Origin of the sequence: Vibrio sp. 10N.261.46.E11 (genome assembly GCF_041472735.1) — a bacterium.
Lineage (GTDB): Bacteria > Pseudomonadota > Gammaproteobacteria > Enterobacterales > Vibrionaceae > Vibrio.
This window is the reverse complement of the sequence record NZ_JBFRQW010000060.1, coordinates 58,346-78,402: the sequence shown is the minus strand read 5'-3', so window position 1 is coordinate 78,402 and position 20,057 is coordinate 58,346. Positions and strand designations below refer to the sequence as shown.

At 46.1% G+C, this 20,057-nt stretch carries 19 protein-coding genes; 6 read left to right on the top strand and 13 right to left on the bottom strand.

Annotated features, from left to right (window positions below):
• Positions 1-262: 262 nt before the first annotated feature.
• The gene (nudE, locus tag AB4407_RS18015; RefSeq protein ID WP_017094150.1) at positions 263-814 is read left to right on the top strand and encodes an ADP compounds hydrolase NudE; all 552 of its coding nucleotides are present in this window, start codon (positions 263-265) and stop codon (positions 812-814) included.
• Between the two features lie 36 nt (positions 815-850).
• Positions 851-1,678, top strand: a complete 828-nt coding sequence (cysQ, locus tag AB4407_RS18010; RefSeq protein WP_009848015.1) for a 3'(2'),5'-bisphosphate nucleotidase CysQ — start codon at positions 851-853, stop codon at positions 1,676-1,678.
• 121 nt (positions 1,679-1,799) lie between these two features.
• Here cysQ and AB4407_RS18005 read toward each other — a convergent pair whose 3' ends face one another.
• The 12 genes from AB4407_RS18005 to gspC all read right to left on the bottom strand — a co-directional run bounded on the left by AB4407_RS18005 (position 1,800) and on the right by gspC (position 13,391).
• Positions 1,800-2,579: a type II secretion system protein N gene (locus AB4407_RS18005; RefSeq protein ID WP_102257549.1), complete on the bottom strand. Its 780-nt coding sequence runs from the start codon at positions 2,577-2,579 to the stop codon at positions 1,800-1,802.
• 7 nt (positions 2,580-2,586) lie between these two features.
• On the bottom strand, positions 2,587-3,069 hold the full coding sequence (locus AB4407_RS18000; RefSeq protein ID WP_372121519.1) for a type II secretion system protein M: 483 nt from the start codon (positions 3,067-3,069) through the stop codon (positions 2,587-2,589).
• A gap of 19 nt (positions 3,070-3,088) precedes the next feature.
• Complete coding sequence (gene gspL / locus AB4407_RS17995; RefSeq protein ID WP_372121518.1) at positions 3,089-4,318, bottom strand: type II secretion system protein GspL; 1,230 nt, start codon at positions 4,316-4,318, stop codon at positions 3,089-3,091.
• Positions 4,287-5,336, bottom strand: a complete 1,050-nt coding sequence (gene gspK, locus AB4407_RS17990; RefSeq protein WP_372121517.1) for a type II secretion system minor pseudopilin GspK — start codon at positions 5,334-5,336, stop codon at positions 4,287-4,289. Before gspK ends, gspL begins: the two co-directional genes overlap by 32 nt.
• Complete coding sequence (gspJ, locus tag AB4407_RS17985) at positions 5,320-6,105, bottom strand: type II secretion system minor pseudopilin GspJ (RefSeq protein ID WP_372121516.1); 786 nt, start codon at positions 6,103-6,105, stop codon at positions 5,320-5,322. Before gspJ ends, gspK begins: the two co-directional genes overlap by 17 nt.
• A complete protein-coding gene (gene gspI / locus AB4407_RS17980; protein ID WP_372121515.1) occupies positions 6,092-6,466 on the bottom strand; it encodes a type II secretion system minor pseudopilin GspI in 375 nt (124 codons plus the stop codon). Before gspI ends, gspJ begins: the two co-directional genes overlap by 14 nt.
• Positions 6,453-7,046: a type II secretion system minor pseudopilin GspH gene (gene gspH / locus AB4407_RS17975; protein ID WP_065682029.1), complete on the bottom strand. Its 594-nt coding sequence runs from the start codon at positions 7,044-7,046 to the stop codon at positions 6,453-6,455. The genes gspI and gspH overlap by 14 nt, the downstream gene beginning before the upstream one ends.
• Positions 7,047-7,145: 99 nt before the next feature.
• A complete protein-coding gene (gspG, locus tag AB4407_RS17970; protein WP_004735601.1) occupies positions 7,146-7,589 on the bottom strand; it encodes a type II secretion system major pseudopilin GspG in 444 nt (147 codons plus the stop codon).
• A gap of 88 nt (positions 7,590-7,677) precedes the next feature.
• The gene (gspF, locus tag AB4407_RS17965) at positions 7,678-8,898 is read right to left on the bottom strand and encodes a type II secretion system inner membrane protein GspF (protein WP_004735600.1); all 1,221 of its coding nucleotides are present in this window, start codon (positions 8,896-8,898) and stop codon (positions 7,678-7,680) included.
• A gap of 1 nt (position 8,899) precedes the next feature.
• A complete protein-coding gene (gspE, locus tag AB4407_RS17960; RefSeq protein ID WP_004735599.1) occupies positions 8,900-10,402 on the bottom strand; it encodes a type II secretion system ATPase GspE in 1,503 nt (500 codons plus the stop codon).
• Positions 10,402-12,426 carry a type II secretion system secretin GspD gene (gspD, locus tag AB4407_RS17955; protein ID WP_280604601.1) on the bottom strand — a complete coding sequence of 675 codons (2,025 nt, stop codon included), beginning with the start codon at positions 12,424-12,426 and terminating at the stop codon, positions 10,402-10,404. Before gspD ends, gspE begins: the two co-directional genes overlap by 1 nt.
• A gap of 41 nt (positions 12,427-12,467) precedes the next feature.
• The gene (gspC, locus tag AB4407_RS17950) at positions 12,468-13,391 is read right to left on the bottom strand and encodes a type II secretion system protein GspC (RefSeq protein WP_372121514.1); all 924 of its coding nucleotides are present in this window, start codon (positions 13,389-13,391) and stop codon (positions 12,468-12,470) included.
• Between the two features lie 288 nt (positions 13,392-13,679).
• Between gspC and hslR the strand changes: the two genes are divergently transcribed.
• The 4 genes from hslR (at position 13,680) to AB4407_RS17930 (ending at position 19,066) form a co-directional block, all read left to right on the top strand.
• Complete coding sequence (gene hslR, locus AB4407_RS17945; RefSeq protein ID WP_372121512.1) at positions 13,680-14,066, top strand: ribosome-associated heat shock protein Hsp15; 387 nt, start codon at positions 13,680-13,682, stop codon at positions 14,064-14,066.
• Between the two features lie 18 nt (positions 14,067-14,084).
• The gene (gene hslO, locus AB4407_RS17940) at positions 14,085-14,978 is read left to right on the top strand and encodes an Hsp33 family molecular chaperone HslO (protein WP_372121510.1); all 894 of its coding nucleotides are present in this window, start codon (positions 14,085-14,087) and stop codon (positions 14,976-14,978) included.
• Positions 14,979-15,315: 337 nt separating this feature from the next.
• Entirely contained in the window at positions 15,316-16,941 is a 1,626-nt protein-coding gene (gene pckA / locus AB4407_RS17935; protein WP_123284190.1) for a phosphoenolpyruvate carboxykinase (ATP), read from the top strand.
• Positions 16,942-17,095: 154 nt separating this feature from the next.
• Positions 17,096-19,066, top strand: coding sequence for an AsmA family protein (locus tag AB4407_RS17930; protein ID WP_372121509.1), 1,971 nt, complete (start codon positions 17,096-17,098; stop codon positions 19,064-19,066).
• A gap of 39 nt (positions 19,067-19,105) precedes the next feature.
• Here the strand turns inward: AB4407_RS17930 and AB4407_RS17925 are convergent, their stop codons facing one another.
• Positions 19,106-20,041: a YiiD C-terminal domain-containing protein gene (locus AB4407_RS17925; protein ID WP_372121508.1), complete on the bottom strand. Its 936-nt coding sequence runs from the start codon at positions 20,039-20,041 to the stop codon at positions 19,106-19,108.
• Positions 20,042-20,057: the final 16 nt, after the last annotated feature.

Below are 20,057 nucleotides of genomic sequence, written 5' to 3'. Positions count from 1 at the left end.
ATTCAATCAAAAGGTTGATGCGCAAGCATCAACCTTTTTTTATGTTTAAAACAGCAGAGCACTTCCGAACCGTCTATTTCTCGTTCAATGCCAATAATAGTGGGGCGTTACCATTTGCAGTAAGGTATTCAAGTGATCACAATCGGTTCCTGCTCCAATAATTCTAGGATATGAAAGCTAGGATCTAGGAACTCACCGTCATTTCCCCTATATTAGAATGACTTTATAAGAAAGAATTCCAATGAGTTAAGGAGTGAGCGCAATGACAAAAAGGACCAAACCAGAAATTTTGGCTCAGCAAACTGTCGCTCAATCAAAACTGTTCTCTATCGAGTCTCTCGATTTACGCTTTTCAAACGGTGAAGAGCGCACTTACGAACGTATGAAGCCCAGCGGTCGAAACGCAGTCATGATGGTTCCGATTACTGAACAAGGCGATATTCTGTTAGTGCGTGAATACGCTGCGGGTACAGAGCGCTATGAACTCGGCTTCCCAAAAGGTCTAATTGATCCAGGCGAACAACCAAATCAAGCCGCGGTTCGTGAACTAAAAGAAGAGATTGGCTTTGGTGCCAACAAGCTTACTCCTCTAAAAGAAGTGATTCTCGCCCCCTCTTATTTCTCTAGCAAAATGACGCTGTTTATCGCAGAAGAGCTCTATCCAGAGAAGCTAGAAGGTGATGAACCAGAGCCACTAGACATTGTGCGCTGGCCACTTGCTCAAGCCGAAGAACTGTTAACGCATCTCGACTTCTGTGAGGCTCGCAGTATTACCGCCCTACTATTAGCCCTTCGCGTATTAAACAATAATTAAAACAGTCAGAATCACTCGAAGAGTAAGAGAATATTTATGCCAATAACAAAAGATTTGTCTCACCTGCTGCCCTCTGTCATTGAGATTGCTCGCTCTGCTGGGCAACTGATCTTAGAGATCTACGAGAAAAAAGATTACGAAGAGTTTACCAAGAGTGATGATACGCCCGTCACTAGTGCTGATCTCGCCGCTCATAAACTGATCTCGAAAAAACTTAGCGAACTGACACCTGATATTCCGGTGTTATCGGAAGAAGCCGCTGATATCAGCCTAGAGCAACGTTCTCAATGGGATCGCTACTGGTTGGTTGACCCGCTGGACGGTACACAGGAGTTCATCGCACGAAGTGGCGATTTCGCGACAATTATTGCCCTAATCGAACACAACAAGCCAGTAATGGGCGTGGTATACGCACCTGTTTCAGGTGTGAGTTATTACGCTTACAGTGGTAAAGGTGCATGGAAAATTCCAGACCTTAATGACAGCGTTAAAATCAAAACGCATCGTCACGAGCTACCAAACCAATCGATCGCGATGGCAATCAGCCGTCGCCAAGACATCAATCGAATCACTAACCGTATGAGCTCTGCTTGGAACTACGACTTAGTTCCTCTTGGCTCTGCTGCGCTTAAGGCATGTTTAGTCGCAGAAGGTGCTGTGGACTGTTATCTACGTATTGGACCAACCGGAGAGTGGGATACCGCAGCAACCCAGTGCATTGTTGAAGAAGCTGGCGGACGAATCTTAAGTACCCAGTTAGAGCCGCTTTCGTACAATGAAAGAGAGACGCTTGAGAACCCGAACTTCATTGTGCTTGGTGATGCTGACTTACCGTGGGCAGAAATCTTACAAGGTAAAGACTAGGCTTACTTGCTCTCTTTAACCGTCAGATATCCTCTAGATTCTCAGAAAAAATAAAACGGGCACCTCACTGAGGTGCCCGTTTTATTTATATTTCGTCGTTTAGTAACCCTTAGCTATTTAGCTAAAAACGGCCTTGATAAGTAAATTGGTACTTACCTTGGCTGTCAGGGTTGCCCAACCACTTAAGCTGACTCTGCATCGCAGGTGGGAATTCAGCGCCCGGCTTAAACCATGCGGCCGAGGTGTAGCTTTGATTTGGCGTTACGCTCGCAGAAAACTCACTATCAACTTGAGCACTCTTCTGATTACCTTTCGCTGAAACAGTGCTGTTTTCACAACTGATGTCAGCAATCACAGGGCCAAAATCTAACGAGCCAACCGGAGAATCAACCGCAGCGCCCGACCAAGCAAGCGTACCTTCACCCGATTGGCACCAAGGTTGAGCATGAACCGCATGTTTGATAGTCAGTTCAACTTGTCCTGCAATAGACACTGGCACAGGTATCGCTGGCGCATACTTCATCACGTTGCTAGCTGGCATTGATGCCACTAAGTTTTCCGTGTAAGCACCGCTCATGCTATACCCGATAAGCCCTTTACCAGATAAGTTCATGTCGCTGTTACGACCAAAGCGAATTGCAAGTTCTGCTTTGGCTTGGAATAGTTTAGAGAACTGGAAGTCCCACTGCACTGAGCCGTAATTGACACGCTGCCACGCAATATTGTTAGCGCGACCTTGCCAAACCGTGCCCTCAACACCTTCAATGCTTAAACCACGTACAACGGGCGCATGTTTGAGAACAAAAGAAGCCGGCAAGTGCAGCAACAAACTTACCGAGAAAAAAACGATAAAGATGCTGCTAAATAACAAACCATACTTAAAAGATAAACCGCGTTTCACATTAACCTCATTTAAACTGTAGTCGGTTGACGTCAATAACCCCAAGGCTATCAGAGCGATCAATATCCATAAACTCAACCTCAACACCCTGCTTTTCTCTCAGGTATGTCAGCCAATCAACAAATTGATTAAATGGCAAAGGTTTAATCCACACTTGCAGCATCTCGCCACGTGGTTGCACTCGTATCAATTCAATCTTGAAACGACGCATAGATGCAGGCACGGATTGATTCAAAGGCTGACTAGCACTAATGCCACCATTGCCTCTTAGTTCAACCACCTCATTGGCTTTATTGGTAACCCAAGCCAGTAGTTGCTTTTCACTTTGAATGCGACTCTGTGCCAGTTCAGCTCGCTGACTGAGGGGCTGTATTAGCCCCCAATAAATGATACCTACTACCAATAAAATTGAGCAACCAACGACTAATCGTTGCTCTCTTTGACTTATTGAAGTCCACCACGCTTGGAGTGGTTCAATTATATTTCTCATCACAGATCTCCTTGCGCAGTTACTGACGGGGCTTAAGGGTAAAACTGCCAAATACGGCATCGCCATTACGGTTCAATGGCCCTTGTTCAACGGAAAACTTCTCTTCAAGTTTCACTTTCGCCGTTTCAAAATGTTGAAAATCAGCGCTTTTAGCTTGTAATCGAACTTCAGAACGATTGCCATCATAGCGAATACTTTCGACTTCGATCGATTTCACTTGTCCTAACGTTTCTGGCAGCAATGCTAACCAACCAAGTAAGGAGTCACCATCGCCTGAGCCACCGTATTTCTTAGCTTCATCATTCATCTGACGCTTAAGGTAGCTTACTGTCGGAATTCGTTGTTTACCTGGCAGAACGGCTCTAAAGATACGCTCACTCTCCATGCGATAGGCTTGTGCTTGTGCTTCGTATTGCTGCACCTTCAACACTTGCTGAGTCACAATCACGGCCACCAGCAAGCAAGCAGCAATCGCCACCTTCTGCCATACACGCCAATATTTACTGAAAGAAGATTTGGTTTTAAAGGTGCCCGTCAGTAAATTTACGCCGCTTGTGATCGCTTGTTGACTCAGCAAAGACATCACCAATTCCGCAGGCTTGGCTTGCCATTCCATACCGCTTTGCTGCTGTACATCGTCGCTCGGCATTGTGGTGTAGCTGAAGATAGTCGTAGGTTGTTCTTCGTCGTCAGCTACAACCCAATCACTTTGCAAAAACATCGGTAACCATGCTTTGCTGATCGATACCGCTTGATAATGACCTTGACGTAATAGCCAATGCTGGTCGATTTGCAATGCACTGATGCCTTGATCTTCAACAGGCACGGCTAGTGTATCTGGTAGCACCTTACGGAAAATAATATTAGCTTTGCGAAACTGGTCTAAAGCTTGTTTTAACCACTCGCGATCTACACCACACACAGTAGCGTGCGTTGCATCTTTATCTAAAATGGTTAGATGTAAGTCTTCGATATCTTGTGCCACTTCGTCTTCTAACAAAAATGGCAGCATAGAGTCGAACTGGCGAGCAGCACCTTTCGGAATTTCAACACGCTTAATTAAGCACTCATTTCCCGGCAATAAAGCGATACAGCTACGCTTTTCAGCGTAAGGCGTTAACTCATCAAGCTGATCCCAGCGAGACAGCTCACCACTTGCTATCACTTCTTGTTGGCTTGTCGACCAAACCAACCACTGCACTGGGCTTTGTGGTTCGCTACTCAGTCGAACGGTCAGAAACTCGCTCACGGATTCCTCCAAAACGACGGCGTACTACCGTCACTGTTTCTCTATTACTACTATAGAAAAGCGTTCGTATACGTACACGAGACTGCTCAACTAATACCTCTGCATCTAGCTCAAAATAGGCGCTATCTACAGTTAAATATGCTTTCGCTTGTTTGCTGACTTCAGCACTCACACCAACAATAGCAGGCTCAGCCATAAACGCATCCACCGAATCCCAGCCATCAAATGGGCGCTTGTCTATCAGCTGTTTGGCGTCCGATTCACTTAGACCGGGTGCAAACATTGCTTCCAGTAAAGATGCCTGCTTTTCCGAGATGGTATTCACGTTTAATCGGAAATCATCAGTGGGCAAAGCGCAAATAAATGGATGTACCTTTTCCATTGCCTCACCAGAGACCTGATAAACGGCTCGCAGCTCTGATTCATCCGCTATTAAGCCATTCGCCGCCAAATAAGCTGGCTTCATCGCCTCATAAGTGCTGTCTTCTACACCCGTCGAAGAGGTGGCTCGAGTATCAGAGTCCAGAAATTCCCAACTTGAATTTGCGATAACCTCAGCCTGATAAGGCTCCACATCTTGGTTTTCCAGTAAGGTTTGCCAAACCTTCACTAAATAAGGGGTTTGGTTACTTGATGTCGTCGTAATCCCAGCGAGCGCATTAAGATTGAAACAAGCCTGCGCATCAACGATACGCCCTTTAACTTGGCCATAATCCAATGGGTATACCTGCTCTTCTAACGCCCATGTCTGGCTTAAGTTCACCGTATCACTATCTTTATAACTTTGCCTAATACCGTCTTGGACAAGCGCTTCTACACCAATGCTATACCAGTAAGCCTGTTGGTAATTCAGTTGATTGCCAACGCGCTTGAATTGCGTAAACAGACGTTCAGACATGCTGCCAGCAATAGTGGCCATGATCGCCAATAGCATCAGAATAATGATCAGCGCGACACCACGTTGTTTACGTCCCAAGGCTGACCTTGTCGCTATACGCTTATTAGTTCGATGAGTCATTATTCCCCTCACTACTGCCTGAAGAGTCATTACTTGAAGAATCATCGGCCTGATCTAGGGTGCCACCTGGAGTGAGATAAACACGTTCTATCTCACCATAGTCTTTCAGTGTCAGCTTGAGCCTCACCGCTTTCGGCAGGGATTTATCGGTTTGCCACTCTTTGCCCCAGCGGCTTCCGTCATAAAACTCGAACTCCAGGTTCTCAACATCATCAAGCAGAGGAGTAATCACACCTTGTTGGCCGGCAGGTGTATCGGGGTAACGCCACCATACACGCTCAAGCGTTTCCTCTTTTATGCGGTAGCCTACTTTGGTGACTTCTCCGCGAGGGAACTGCTGCTGTGGGTTGTGCCAACCAAGGCGAGTAAACATGATGCCAACACTGTCGGAATCCAGTAAATACTCTTTCATTAGGATCAGCTTAGATGATGCTTCTTCACCATTGGTACGAAATTGTCGTACCGCCATCTGGCGAAAATCATTATCTAAAATGACTAAACTGCGTTGCAGTTGATTTAAACGAGCACTGCGCTCAATAGAGAGTTCGTTGCTTCGTTGGACCTGATTTACCACCTGATAAGCCGCCATGCTTAACGTGGAAAAGATGGCAATCGAGACCAAAACTTCGATTAAAGTAAAGCCTCTCCCTTTTGAAGATATACCTTGTTTACGCGGCGTATGCTTATTTGCCGACATGCTTTTACTTAGCGACTTGCTCTTCGCTAACGACACGATTTTACTTAACCACACGCTTTTAATTGACCACATAGCTGCGCACCGTGACCACTGGAGAAGCTTTCTTACTGGTTGCCGCACTCACATCAAACGCCTTTAATAAATTATCGCTGGTATCGATGGGAGTCACCTTCCAGAACCACTCTCTTCCTGCTAACTCTTGCGTGCCCTGCGCTTTTTTAAGCTTCTCAGGATGCAGCATGACTAAGGCCATCTGGTTATCAACAACCATCGCCGCGAAGGTTTTTTCTTCTAAATAACTGAGGGTATTAATGTGTTGGGTGACAGCACGAATCACACTGATCGCCGCCGTAGCGAAGATAGCGAGCGCAACTAATACTTCAAGCAGAGTCATTCCTCGAGAACGATAAGAAGAACGGTTATTCCTCTTCATCTTCTTCTCCCGGCTCTAGCAGTCGAATCACACCATTATCCAACACTCGAATACGCCAACCATCTTGTATGGTGTCTCCGGTATTTGGATAAAACGACAATACAAATGGCGTCATTTCAGCACTCGACAAAATGTATATCTGAGGTGGCTTGGGCTTTTTTTCCTCTTCAAGATCCGCAAACATATCTTCATCAAACAAGCTTCCCGGATTAAAAAGACGATCATCGTCTTCCCACGCGCCACCACCTAATGTCAGCGATAGTGCCAATTCTTCCGGTAATTCAGTTGAAGAAGGGATCTTTTCGAACTCAGTTTCTTGCCAGCCATCAGACTTCAACGTCATCAGAACGTAGGTCGATTTCTTTTCATCAACACGAACACCAAAATCTAAGCCACTCAAAATAGCCTCTTCATTGAGTAGCTGAATTCGCTGATAAAAGCTTTGAGCGTATTTTTTAGCAACATCTTTGCTATTGGTAGGGATGGTCGAGATCACCGCGACCGCCGATACTGACAGTAATACCAACACCAAAAGAATCTCAATCAAGGTGAAACCTGGCTGTGTTTGCTTAGTTTTCACCTTGTAGACTCCATTTTTTGCGTACTACCATCAATAACGTATCAAGCAACAATAACGAATCAAACAACAGGAACGTATCAACCGACGACAAGCCGAAGCTTATTGGAAGTCCTGCATGTTCCAGTTGCCAATATCCGCAGCAATACCTTCACCACCTTCTTGACCATCTGCGCCAAGAGTGAAGATATCAATTGTGCCGTTATCGCCAGGGCTTAGGTATTGGTACTCATTGCCCCATGGGTCGTTAGGTAGACGCTTGATGTAACCGCCGTCTCGGTAGTTACGAGGCTCTGGACTGCTTGGCTTTGTCACCAACCCGTCAAGGCCTTGATCCGTTGTTGGGTAAACGCTGTTATCCAGCTTGTACATGTCGAGCGCGTTCTCTAGCGCCACGATATCAGTGATGGCTTTTTGTTGATCCGCCTTCTCTTTGTTGCCCAACAGGTTAGGTACAACAAAGCTTGCTAGAACACCAAGGATAACGACAACAACCATGACTTCTAATAGGGTAAAGCCTGACTGTTTTTTCATTTTATTTTTCATTATTTTCTCCAAATTACAGATAGCGAGTTAAGGGGAATGATGTCCTTCTTCTCGATAATCCAAAAACTAACGTCTGATGAGCAGCAGGTTAACCACTCATTAAATTGTTCATTTCAAGCATTGGCATCAGCGTCGCCATCACGATAAACAGCACTAAGCCAGCCATCAACGCGATAAGCGCTGGGGTAAAAATGCCTAACGCGATATTAACCGTCGATTCAAAGCTTTGATCCTGGTTATCTGCCGCTCTTGTCAGCATCTGTTCCAATTGGCCACTCTGCTCACCACTGGCGATCATATGCAGCATCATCGGGGGAAAGAGTTTGGTTTGATCAAGCGCTTTACGCAGGCTTGCCCCTTCTCTAACGCTATCTGATGCCTGTAATACTTGTTGTTTCACGTGATGATTCGACATCACATCTACCGCGACCTTCATCCCTTCAAGGATAGGAATCGCACTAGAGGTACAGATAGAAAGTGTTCGTGCAAAGCGAGAGGTGTTGATCCCTTTCGCTATCTTGCCGATCAGCGGGATGCTCAATAACTTGCGATCCCAGCTCATGCGAACGCCCGGCTTTTTCAGCGCAGTCTTAACCAACACAATCACACCAATGGTCAACACCAGTAGTTGGATGCCCCAATTCTGGATAAATTCACTCGATGCTAATAAAAATTGTGTCGACTGAGGAAGCTCTTGTCCCATTTGGATAATAGGCTCAACGATCTTAGGCACTACCGTTGCCAGTAGGAACGACACAATCGTCACCGCAAACACCACCAGCACGATTGGGTAGATCATCGCTTGCAGCAACTTAGAACGCATCTTCTGACGGTTTTCTGCGTAGTCAGCCAATCGTTCCAATACCGCATCTAGGTGCCCTGACTTTTCCCCAGCAGCGACCATGGCTCTGAATAGCTCATCGAAGATATGGGGATAATCAGACAAGCTGTCTGCTAACGAATAACCTTCAGTCACCTTAGATCTCACCGCGAGTAGCATGGTGCGAATACGAGGTTTTTCAGACTGTTCGGCAACGGCTTTCAAGCACTCTTCCAACGGCATACCAGACTGCACGAGCGTTGATATTTGACGAGTAATAAGCGCAAGATCGGGCGTACTGATGCCACGTTTAAAGCTGGTCGATGGCTGAGCACCTTTTGCTGTTTTTGCTTTAGCCTCGGTCATCTCAACCGGCATCAAGCCAAGTTCTTTGATTCTTTGGCGAGCCTGACGAGCATTATCTGCTTCAATTGAGCCTTTTTTACTTTTGCCTTTGGCATCCAGTGCTTTGTATTCAAATGCCGCCATACTAGACTTCCTTGGTCACGCGCATCACTTCTTCTAGGGACGTTACCCCTTTCAGAACTTTGCTCAAGCCATCATCTCGAATACTTGGTGTTGTGCCACGAATTGCTTTATCAATCGCCTGCTCACCCGCTTCACTGTGAATCAGCTCTTGTACTGAGTCATCAATCATCAGCAGCTCATGAATACCAGTACGACCTCGATAACCCTTATGGCCACACTCTTCACAACCTTTGGCATGGTAAAGCGTCAGGCTTTCTTTCTTCTTCAACCCAAACAGTTTCTTCTGCTCTTTATCGGCTTCATAAGGTTCTTTACATTCGTTACATAAAGTACGAACCAAGCGCTGAGCCAAAACACCCAGCAGTGAAGAAGAGATCAAGAAAGGTTCAATGCCCATATCACGCAGACGTGTAATCGCACCGACGGCAGTATTGGTATGCAGAGTCGACATAACTAAGTGACCTGTCAAAGAGGCTTGGACAGCGATCTCTGCGGTTTCCAAATCACGGATCTCACCAATCATGACCACATCAGGATCTTGACGAAGAATGGCACGTAAGCCTCGCGCAAAGGTCATATCAACCTTAGGGTTCACTTGTGTTTGACCAATGCCATCGATATCGAATTCGATCGGGTCTTCAACGGTTAAAATGTTTCGTTCATTGCTGTTGAGTTCTTGCAGGCCTGCGTACAAGGTCGTCGATTTACCTGAACCTGTCGGGCCGGTCACCAAGATAATGCCGTGTGGGCGCTGAATCAGCTTACGGAAGTTTTCGTGGTTCTCTGCTGTCATACCTAAGCTGTGCAAGTCTAGACGAGTGGCGTTTTTGTCCAACAGACGCATTACCACACGCTCACCGTGCGAAGAAGGCATGGTTGAGACACGAACATCAACCGCTCGACCACCGATACGCAGAGAGATACGGCCATCTTGTGGCACGCGTTTTTCTGCAATATCCAGTTTAGCCATAACCTTGACACGTGAAACCAATAGCGGAGCCAGTTTACGGCTTGGCGCTAGAACATCACGCAGCACACCATCAACTCGGAAACGGATACAAAGTGACTTTTCAAAGGTTTCGATGTGTATATCCGAAGCACCCTCTTTGATCGCCTCACCCAGCATCGCATTGATTAACTTGATGATTGGTGCATCATCTTCTGATTCAAGTAAGTCTTCGTCTTGAGGTAGTTCTTCCGCTAGTGAGAAGAAATCATCACTATCAGCACCAATGTCTTCCATTAGCTGACGAGCTTCTGACGAGTCACGCTGATAAGCATCGGTCAGCTTTTTATCAAACTCATCGAGAGTAATCGCTTGTGGCGTGAAACCATTTTTCACCACTCGACTCACTTCAATGATCGCCGCCGATTTCAGTGGCTCAACATAATAAAGTATCGGTGCGCGCTCTGGATGTTGATACTCCAACACCATCTTATAGCGATTCGCAAAGCTAAACGGCAAGCGCTGATAAGTACGTGCCGCCCCTACCAATTCAGCCATTATTCTTGTTCCATTTGATCGATGAAGGCTTGAATTTCAGCCGGGTGATTCATGTCGGCACCAAATTTAGGCAATACCGGGATGTTATCATCTGCCATTAATTTCAGCCCTTGCTCAGCCTTGTACAACTGCTCAGCACGGATGAAGTTGTATTTACGCTGAGTGATACCATCGGCTGTCATACCATCACGAATAATGGTTGGTTTGATGAAGACCATTAAGTTCTTTTTTTCAACCTGAGTACTGGTTGATTTGAACAGGTGTCCTAGAACAGGGATATCACCCAAGAACGGCACCTTAGATTCACTTTCCAGTGCTCGCTCGTCAATCAAGCCACCAAGCACCAGCATTTGACCGTCTTGAACAATCACTGACGTATTTAGCTGACGCTTAGCAAAACGCACATCAACCGCACCATTGGCGCCCAATACGTTCGATACTTCTTGTTCTATTTGCAGCTGAACTGAGTCACCTTCATTGATTTGTGGCACGACTTTTAGCTTGATACCCACTTCTTTACGTTCAACCGTTTGGAATGGGTTATCGTTACTTGAGCCTGCGGTCGAGCCAGTTAAAACAGGCACCTCTTCACCCACAATGAACGACGCTTCGCCGTTATCCATCACGGTGATACTTGGAGAAGATAGGATATTTGAATTTGAATCGGTCGCTACTGCACTGATCAAGGCGGTCCAGTCACCCATCACCACACTCATTGCGGCGCCATTAACGCCAGAAAGAGCAGATGCTAACGTTGAATAGTCACCCTTTTCTGTCTCTTTCACCGTATAGGGTTTCGATCCATCACTTGGAGTTACAACTCGATCAACCGTTTTATCTTTTGCTTCTTCTAGACCCACCATCACACCGCCAATCGATGCACCGGTATTGCTGTACTGAATCATGGCACCCGTTTCTAGGTTGCCCCACTGCACACCCAGGTTAACACCGTCACCTTCTGCCATTTCAACAATTAAGGCTTCAATCAATACTTGAGCACGACGAATATCCAGCTGTGCGATCACGTCTTGTAGCGCATTCATGATGTCCGGCTGTGCGGTAATCACTAAAGAGTTGGTGTCACTATGAGCTGAGATCATCACTTGGTTACGCTGCGATGAACTGCCTTTGGTTGATGTCTGCTTCTCTGATTGTAGGTTGTCCGACACGCCTTTCAGCACATCAACTAGATCTTCTGCTTTTGCGTATTTAAGGTAAATAACTTGGTTATTGCCCTTGGTTGCCATTTCAACATCAAGCTGTTCAATCAGCCTTCTTAAACGGCTACGTACCTTAGGGTCACCTGAGATAAGAATCGCATTGGTACGTTCATCGGCAACTAATTTAGGTTGTAGGAAGGCAGGTGTGTTTTTAGCATCTGTGGTTTTGCTTAACGCATCAACAATACGTACCATTTCTGCCGCAGAGGCATTCTTTAGCTCAACGACTTCAATCTCTTTATCACCCGCTTGGTCAACACGCTTGATGATTTCAGCTAAACGGTTTACTACCGCCGCTCGGCCTGTAATAAGGATGATGTTGGCTGGGTCGTAGTGCACAACGTTACCCGCGCCTGCATTGTCGTTTAGTTGACGAAGCAGAGGAGAAAGTTCACGCACCGAGACATTACGAACCGTCACAACACGTGTCACCACGTTGTCGCCTTTGATCGTATCACTGTCTCCAACGACTGGAATTGCCGATGTTTTTGAATCCTTGGCCTTGATGATCTTAAGAACACCCGAGTCCATTTCGACAACCGCGTAGCCATACACTTCCAATACGTTTAGGAAGAAGCTGTAATATTGCTCTTCATTGAGTACGTCGTAGCTGCGTACATCGATTTTTCCGCGCACCGAAGGGTCAACGATGATCGTCTTCTCTAGGTTACGACCAACAATATTAATAAACTCTTGAATATCAGTGCCTTTAAAGCTGGCACTAAAATCACTCGCGATGGCTGCGGGTGTGCAGATTAAGCTTCCTGCCAATAACCATGCACTTTTCTTAAACCAATGCTTCACGTACTTCTCCTACACTTTCGTCCTTCGTTAGACGCAAAGTTTTAAAATTCAATAAACACTTCATGTTGTTGACCATCTCTCTCGACGACGAGGTTTAGCTCTGTCAGCTCTGAGATAGAACGGAATATGTTGCCCATAGCAGCAGGGTCTGTCAGGTCTTGTCCATTTAACTGAGTAGCAATATCTCCGTTTTGGAGCCCTACTGAGTTAAAAAGTTCTGAATCTTTGCCAGGGCTCACACGATAACCAATAACGCTATCGTCGCGCTTCACCTGAGACAATCGAACATATTGGAAGATTTGTTGCGGATCTTTCATTATCTTCGCTTTAATTTCATCAAGCTTCTCTTCTGCAGAAGCCGGGTTATTACCACGAACCGAAGAAGAAGCGCGAGGTGCTGCAGGCGCTGAGACAGCTAAACGCTTGTACTCAATACCTTCAAGCATCAAGGTTTCGTCTCGCCCTGAGTTATCAATGATTACGCGGTCGACTAATACGGCTTTAAGCTTAGCTCGGGTGCCTTCTATCTCTTCATTAATTCCGTAGGTCGCCTGCGTACCGCGATTAGCGATCACGGCTAAGCTCAGTCTTGGATTAGAACTGGCAACAGCACCGACCAAAACTAGATTTAATCGTGTCTTTGGCGCATCTTGGATAACTTGCTGTTCAACCACAACTGGCGTTGTTGGGTTATAGGCACCAAAAAGGTTGCTCCGCTGCAAAGAAGAGATATCAAGGGTCGATTGAGGAGTAGAAGACGATGAAGCTGTTGCTTTCCAAGGCACGACGGTTTGCTCAGCAGGTTCAATAAACCATGCAAGCTGTCCTAAAATCCATGCGGAAGCTGCAATCAACATACAACACATCGCTAGGCTTAGTTTCTGCTGAAGTACAAATCCATTTTCTAATAAGCGGCTCAACACAGGAGAATTTCCTGCGCGATTCTTGAGCTCTAAAAAGTTCACTTTCCTTGCCCCTTTTCATGACGACAAACGCTGCAAATCATTAAACTTTCAGCTTTTTTATTCATTCGTTCGATACCAAGCTTACTTAAGCATAAGATCCTCGATTATATCATAGCAAATCGATAAAGCGGCATTACATGGCTATTTTGTATTATGACTTGAAAAAAATGCCAACCGCCTCCACTTTAAGCTTCTACTTAATGTGATTAGCATCATCAAAAGCATGTTGCGCACTGTTCATTACAGTTAAACCGCATTCATTTCTTACTGAATAAGGCACAGCCCTATATGAAAACTACTAATGAAGCTGTCAGACTCGATAAATGGTTGTGGGCAGCCCGCTTTTACAAAACCCGCTCTATTGCTCGCAATATGGTCGATGGCGGCAAAGTCCACTATAATGGTCAACGCAGTAAGCCAAGTAAAATTGTCGAACTTGGGGCAGTGATTACCCTGCGTCAAGGTAATGAAGAAAAGACGGTGACTATCGAGAAAATCTCTGCCCATCGCGGCGGAGCTCCCCTTGCTCAAACCCTCTATGAAGAAACCACCGAGAGCTTGGCAAAGAGAGAAGAGTTTGCAAAACAACGTAAATTGAATGCTCATAGCCCAGCACCAGAACGTCGCCCAGATAAAAAGCAACGTCGTGACATCATCAAGTTCAAGACTCAATAAGCTAGAAGGAATAGCCAAATGGCCAACCCAATGTCTACAAGTAATGTTTTAAATCGCTACCTATTTGAAGACCTATCAGTTCGTGGTGAATTGGTACAGATGGATGAAGCGTACCAACAGATTATTTCTAGCAAGGAATACCCAGCACCAGTACAAAAACTGTTGGGTGAGCTACTGGTTTCAACGACGCTACTCACGGCGACTCTAAAGTTTGAAGGTTCTATCACTATGCAACTGCAAGGTGACGGCCCAGTATCTCTGGCTGTTATCAATGGCGATAACGACCAGAAAATCCGTGGTGTTGCTCGCTTTGAAGGCGATATTGCTGACGACGCAGGCCTGCACGAGCTTATGGGTAAAGGCCACCTAGTGATCACTATCGATCCTAAGAAAGGTGAACGTTACCAAGGGATCGTTGGTCTTGAAGGCGACACTCTAGCTGAAGTCCTTGAAGGTTACTTCGCAAACTCTGAACAGCTAAAGACTCGTCTATGGCTACGTACGGGTGAACATGAAGGCAAAGCACACGCTGCGGGTATGTTGCTGCAGGTTATGCCAGACGGTACCGGTACGCCAGATGACTTCGAGCACCTAGAGCAGTTAACGGACACAGTTAAAAACGAAGAGCTATTCACTCTAGAAGCAAACGAACTGCTTTACCGTTTGTACAACCAAGAGAAAGTACAACTGTTCACACCACAACCGGTTGAATTCTTCTGTGGTTGTTCACGTGACCGAAGCGGTGCCGCTATCATTACTGTCGCTCAAGAGGAGATCTACGACATCCTTAGCACGGAAGGCAGCGTTGCTCTACACTGCGATTACTGTGGCACAAACTACTCGTTCGACAAGAATGATGTTGATGCTCTGTATGCAGAAGCGGCAGATAAAGGCAGCAATACGGTTCATTAATTTACGGCGTACCAAAAACACGTAATTTACCCCAAAAAGGTCAGCACTACGCTGGCCTTTTTTGTGATCAAAATAGCGCAAACTCCGTAACATCTCGTAATAAAATCACCTCTTAATTTTAATCAATTAATAATATCCCCTCCCCTAGCGCAAAGGTTTGCGTACAGGATAGACTAGTCAGGCCAATATGTGATGAGGCGCTTAAAACCTCACGGTTAATATGGATATTTTTTGAGCTATATCCCTGTTTCCCCAGAGTCTCGTTGCTAGCATGGTGAGCAGATAACAATAAAAAATTAATACAAAATCCCTACAAAATATCCTACAAGGAGCACCTATGACCGTTATGGAACATACTAAGGCTGCACAAATTGATCTAACTAAGCACGGACTGACTGGCGTTACTGAAGTTCTTCGTAACCCTAGCTACGAGCAGTTATTCGTTGAAGAGACACTGCCAGGTTTGGAAGGCTACGAAAAAGGCGTAGTAACGGAACTAGGCTCTGTTGCGGTTGATACTGGTATCTTTACTGGCCGCTCACCAAAAGATAAGTACATTGTTAAAGATGACACTACACGCGATACCATGTGGTGGTCAGATCAAGGCAAAAATGACAACAAACCGATTACAACTGAAGTATGGGATGAGCTTAAAGAGCTTGTGACAACTCAGCTATCTGGCAAGCGCCTATTTGTCATTGACGGTTACTGTGGTGCTAACCCAGATACGCGTTTAAGTGTACGTATTATCACTGAAGTAGCGTGGCAAGCGCACTTCGTTAAGAACATGTTCATTCGTCCTACAGACGAAGAGCTAGCAACGTTCGAACCTGATTTCGTGGTAATGAACGGTGCTAAAACAACGAACCCTAACTGGGAAAAACAGGGTCTAAACTCTGAAAACTTCGTTGCTTTCAACCTAACAGAGCGCGTTCAAATCATCGGTGGTACTTGGTACGGCGGTGAGATGAAGAAAGGCATGTTCGCAATGATGAACTACCTACTGCCTCTGCAAGGCATCGCTTCAATGCACTGTAGTGCAAACGTCGGCGAGAAAGGCGATGTTGCCATCTTCTTCGGCCTATCTGGTACAGGTAAAACAACTCTATCAACCGATCCTAAACGTGAGCTAATCGGTGATGATGAGCACGGTTGGGACGACGATGGCATCTTCAACTTCGAAGGTGGTTGTTACGCGAAAACCATTCGCCTATCTAAAGAGGCAGAACCAGAAATCTACAATGCAATCCGTCGCGATGCACTACTAGAAAATGTAACGGTTCGTGGTGATGGCTCTATCGACTTTGATGACGGTTCAAAAACTGAGAACACTCGTGTTTCTTACCCGATTCACCACATCGATAACATCGTTAAACCAGTATCAAAAGCAGGCCATGCTCAAAAAGTTATCTTCCTGACTGCTGATGCATTCGGTGTACTACCACCAGTTTCTAAACTGACTCCAGAGCAAACGAAGTACCACTTCCTATCTGGCTTCACTGCGAAACTAGCAGGTACTGAGCGTGGTATTACTGAGCCAACACCAACATTCTCTGCGGCATTTGGTGCGGCGTTCCTTACTCTTCACCCAACTCAGTACGCTGAAGTGCTCGTGAAACGTATGGAAGCAGCTGGCGCTGAAGCTTACCTAGTGAACACAGGTTGGAACGGCACAGGCAAGCGTATCTCTATTCAAGATACTCGTGGCATCATCGACGCAATCCTAGATGGCTCTATCGACAAGGCTGATACTAAGGTTATCCCTATGTTCAACCTAGAAGTGCCACTAGCGCTACACGATGTTGACCCAGCGATTCTTGACCCACGCGACACGTACACTGACCCACTACAATGGGAAAGCAAAGCGAAAGATCTAGCCGAACGCTTCATCAACAACTTTGACAAGTACACAGACAACGCTGAAGGTAAGTCACTGGTTGCCGCTGGTCCTCAACTGGACTAATCCAACCATCTGCTCGGGCTTAGCCAAAAGCGAACGCCCAATTTAAAATGATATTTTTGTAGCAAGCCCCTCTTTTGAGGGGCTTTTTTGTTGATGCTTGACCCTTTTTGTTCCACTCTGTTTTAAGACTATTGAGATTTAAGGCTTTCAGGGAATGAAAAAGGTATTCATGGTGTTCGGCATTGTGTTGGCTATCGCCGTTGCGTTTATCGCAGCATTGCTGTTAAGCCTACAAACCCAATACCGCGCCGATGTTGCTAACTTTTTTATCAAGCATACGATTGAACAACCTGTGCTCATTGAAGATGTTGAGTATCAGGCGCCTTATCACATCACCTTGATGGGCATCACCCAAAGCCAATCGGAAAAACAACCACCCCTGTATATCGACAAGGTCGACATCTGGTTCAGCCCAGACTCTATTCTTGAAACTAAGCTGGTTTTGGACTCTGTATTGATCAGCGGACTGCAGTTAGAAGCCAACGATCTAGACACATTCACATCAGTGTTTACCCAACCAAACCTCAAGCTCCGTCAGCTAGCAATCAATAACCTAGATTTCTCGACTCCAGACTTTAATGCACGAGGCATCGACCTTCAGATCGCCGACCCCGTGTGGGATAACCAAAACTCACTGCTACCTTATGGCAAAACCCAACTTTCAGCCTCGCAGTTATATTGGCAAGGTGAAGCATTCGATAACCTGTTGATTGACCTGGACCTCAAGCCGAGTGACAGCACCCTTTATGGTACTTCGTTTGACTGGCGTGGCGCTAAGATTTCCGGACAAGCAGAGCAATATCAGCAAGATTGGTCGTTAGTGAATGTGACCATCGATGGCTTACGACTCAATCAGCAGCAAACCCAAAACCTACTAAGCAAAGAGTGGGATGTGGCAGGTATTCAGATTAACCACATCAACAGCCTAGATATTCTGCGTAGCGATGTAGAGTGGAAAGGTGGCCATCTCGCAGCCTTTGATGCCTCGTTAGAAAATATCCAACTACCCTTTGAACTGTGGAAGCAACAGAAAGCCATTTTCTCTCTGCAAGCAGAGGGAGTGACCATTGATGAAGACATGTTTGTCGAGCCAAATATCAAGCTAAACCTAGAGCCAAACCAGATACAGATTGAAGATTTCTATACTCAATTCCTGCAGGGCACTGTACAGCTCAATGGCAAGGTTACTCCTAGCAGCATTCAATTAGCGCAGCTCGACCTGCAAGGTATAAAGTGGATTACGGAAAGCCAAGATAGCCCTCTACCCGCCACTCGCTTGATACCTTGGCTCACGCAGCTCCAGAATATCGAAATTAGCCGAATTAACATAGAACGCAGCCAACTTGTCCAACTCGCAGAAAAACCTTACTGGCAGGTCTCAGGGCTTCATGTCGAGGGACATCAGGTTCAACTGCTACAAGATAGAAAGCTAGGTCTGTGGCAAGGAAAGCTGATGGCCAGCGCGAATGATGCCAGCTACCAAAACATTATTAGCGCACAGCCGGTGGTTGAAATGAATAGCGAGCAAGGAAAATGGACGCTGACACGCCTATTTGCACCATTAAAGAATGGCTATATTGAAGCGAATGCTACTCTCGACTTTAACCAAATCAGCAAGCCGTGGAGTATAGATATCTCTGTCGATGGCTTGCCTATCTCGCCAATCTTGCAACCACTGGAATTACCGCTCGACGCAACCGGTTATGGCGAGTTTGAACTTCAAGCTGCGGGTTTATACGGCGATTCATTAATGCTCGGCTATTCCACAACAGGTCAACTCACTGGTAGCGTTCGCCAAGGAGTGATGACCTTTAATGACAAGCTTTCTGAAACATCGACTGATAACGTGTTTGAAATCCCAGAGCTCAATGCGAATTTTGACCGTGGACGCTTCACACTCGAGCCAGTGCACATTATTGGTGCATCGGCAGCAGAGCAAGGCGAACAAAGGATTCAAACGTTAAATGGCGAAATGTCTGGAGAGCTCGACTTGCTAAAAACCGAGCAACACACTCTCTCTATTTCACTATCCGACCCATGCCACCAAATATCAGGAAAGCTCACCCAAGCTGAGTATTCCGAGATTAACGACTGCCAACAAAAAAGCGCCACTCCACAAGAGTAGCGCCTTCTATCTGTATCTTTATCTGCTAGCCATTGTCAGCTATACGCTTACATTGGAGTCTGTTGATAATCTCTTTTTGTAGTCAGGGATCAGCATATAGGTTCCTGTAAACTCAACCGCCTCCATGTCGCCACTGTTAATGGTCACGTGAATGATGATACGAGCTTTTCTGCCAGACGCGAGGCGATCTAAATCGCCACTAATCCCATCCAATGACGTGGATGCCACTGGATTTTGCTCAACTGGATGACGATAACGAATATTACTATCTGCTAGTACGATATCACCAGTCAACCCACGCTCCTTCATGAGTAACCATGTCATACCCCAACCGGTTAAGGTCGCCAAGGTAAAGGCTGAGCCAGCAAACATGGTGTTATGCGGGTTAAGGTTTGGATTTAACTGAGCACTACACTCGAACTGATAACCCGTGTATTGGTTAATCTTGATGCCCATCTTGTCACTGATCGGGATCTGATGCTCCCAGCGCTGTTGAAGCTCATTACACCATTCTGGTTTGCGCAGTACATCAGCCATCGGATCAAGAGGTTTTACCATCTGTTGGTGACGCACAGGCCCGCGTTGGTCGTTAATCTCACCACGACGCTCAAACTCATTCTTCTCATAGAATGAGATCGCATCTTCACGAGCATTACACACCAAACGCTTCGCCCCTTCTTGACGTGCCAGTGACTCTAGCGCAACCAAGATAAGTGAGCCCATGCCTTTGCTTTGGCGAGAGTTCTTCACCGCCATGTAGCGGATCTGACCTTCTAGATCTGGGGTGATATAGAGACGACCAATCGCCATCGGGCGACCTCGACCATCAACAATCATGCGATGGTGACTCATTGGGTCATATTCATCGCGCTCTGAACCGACCGGCATTCGCCAAGGTTCGCGGAGCATTTGCCAGCGAAAATGGTAATACTTGTTCAGTTGATTTTCGGTGGTCGGGGTTATGAGTTTAAACATGCTTATTCCTTTAAGC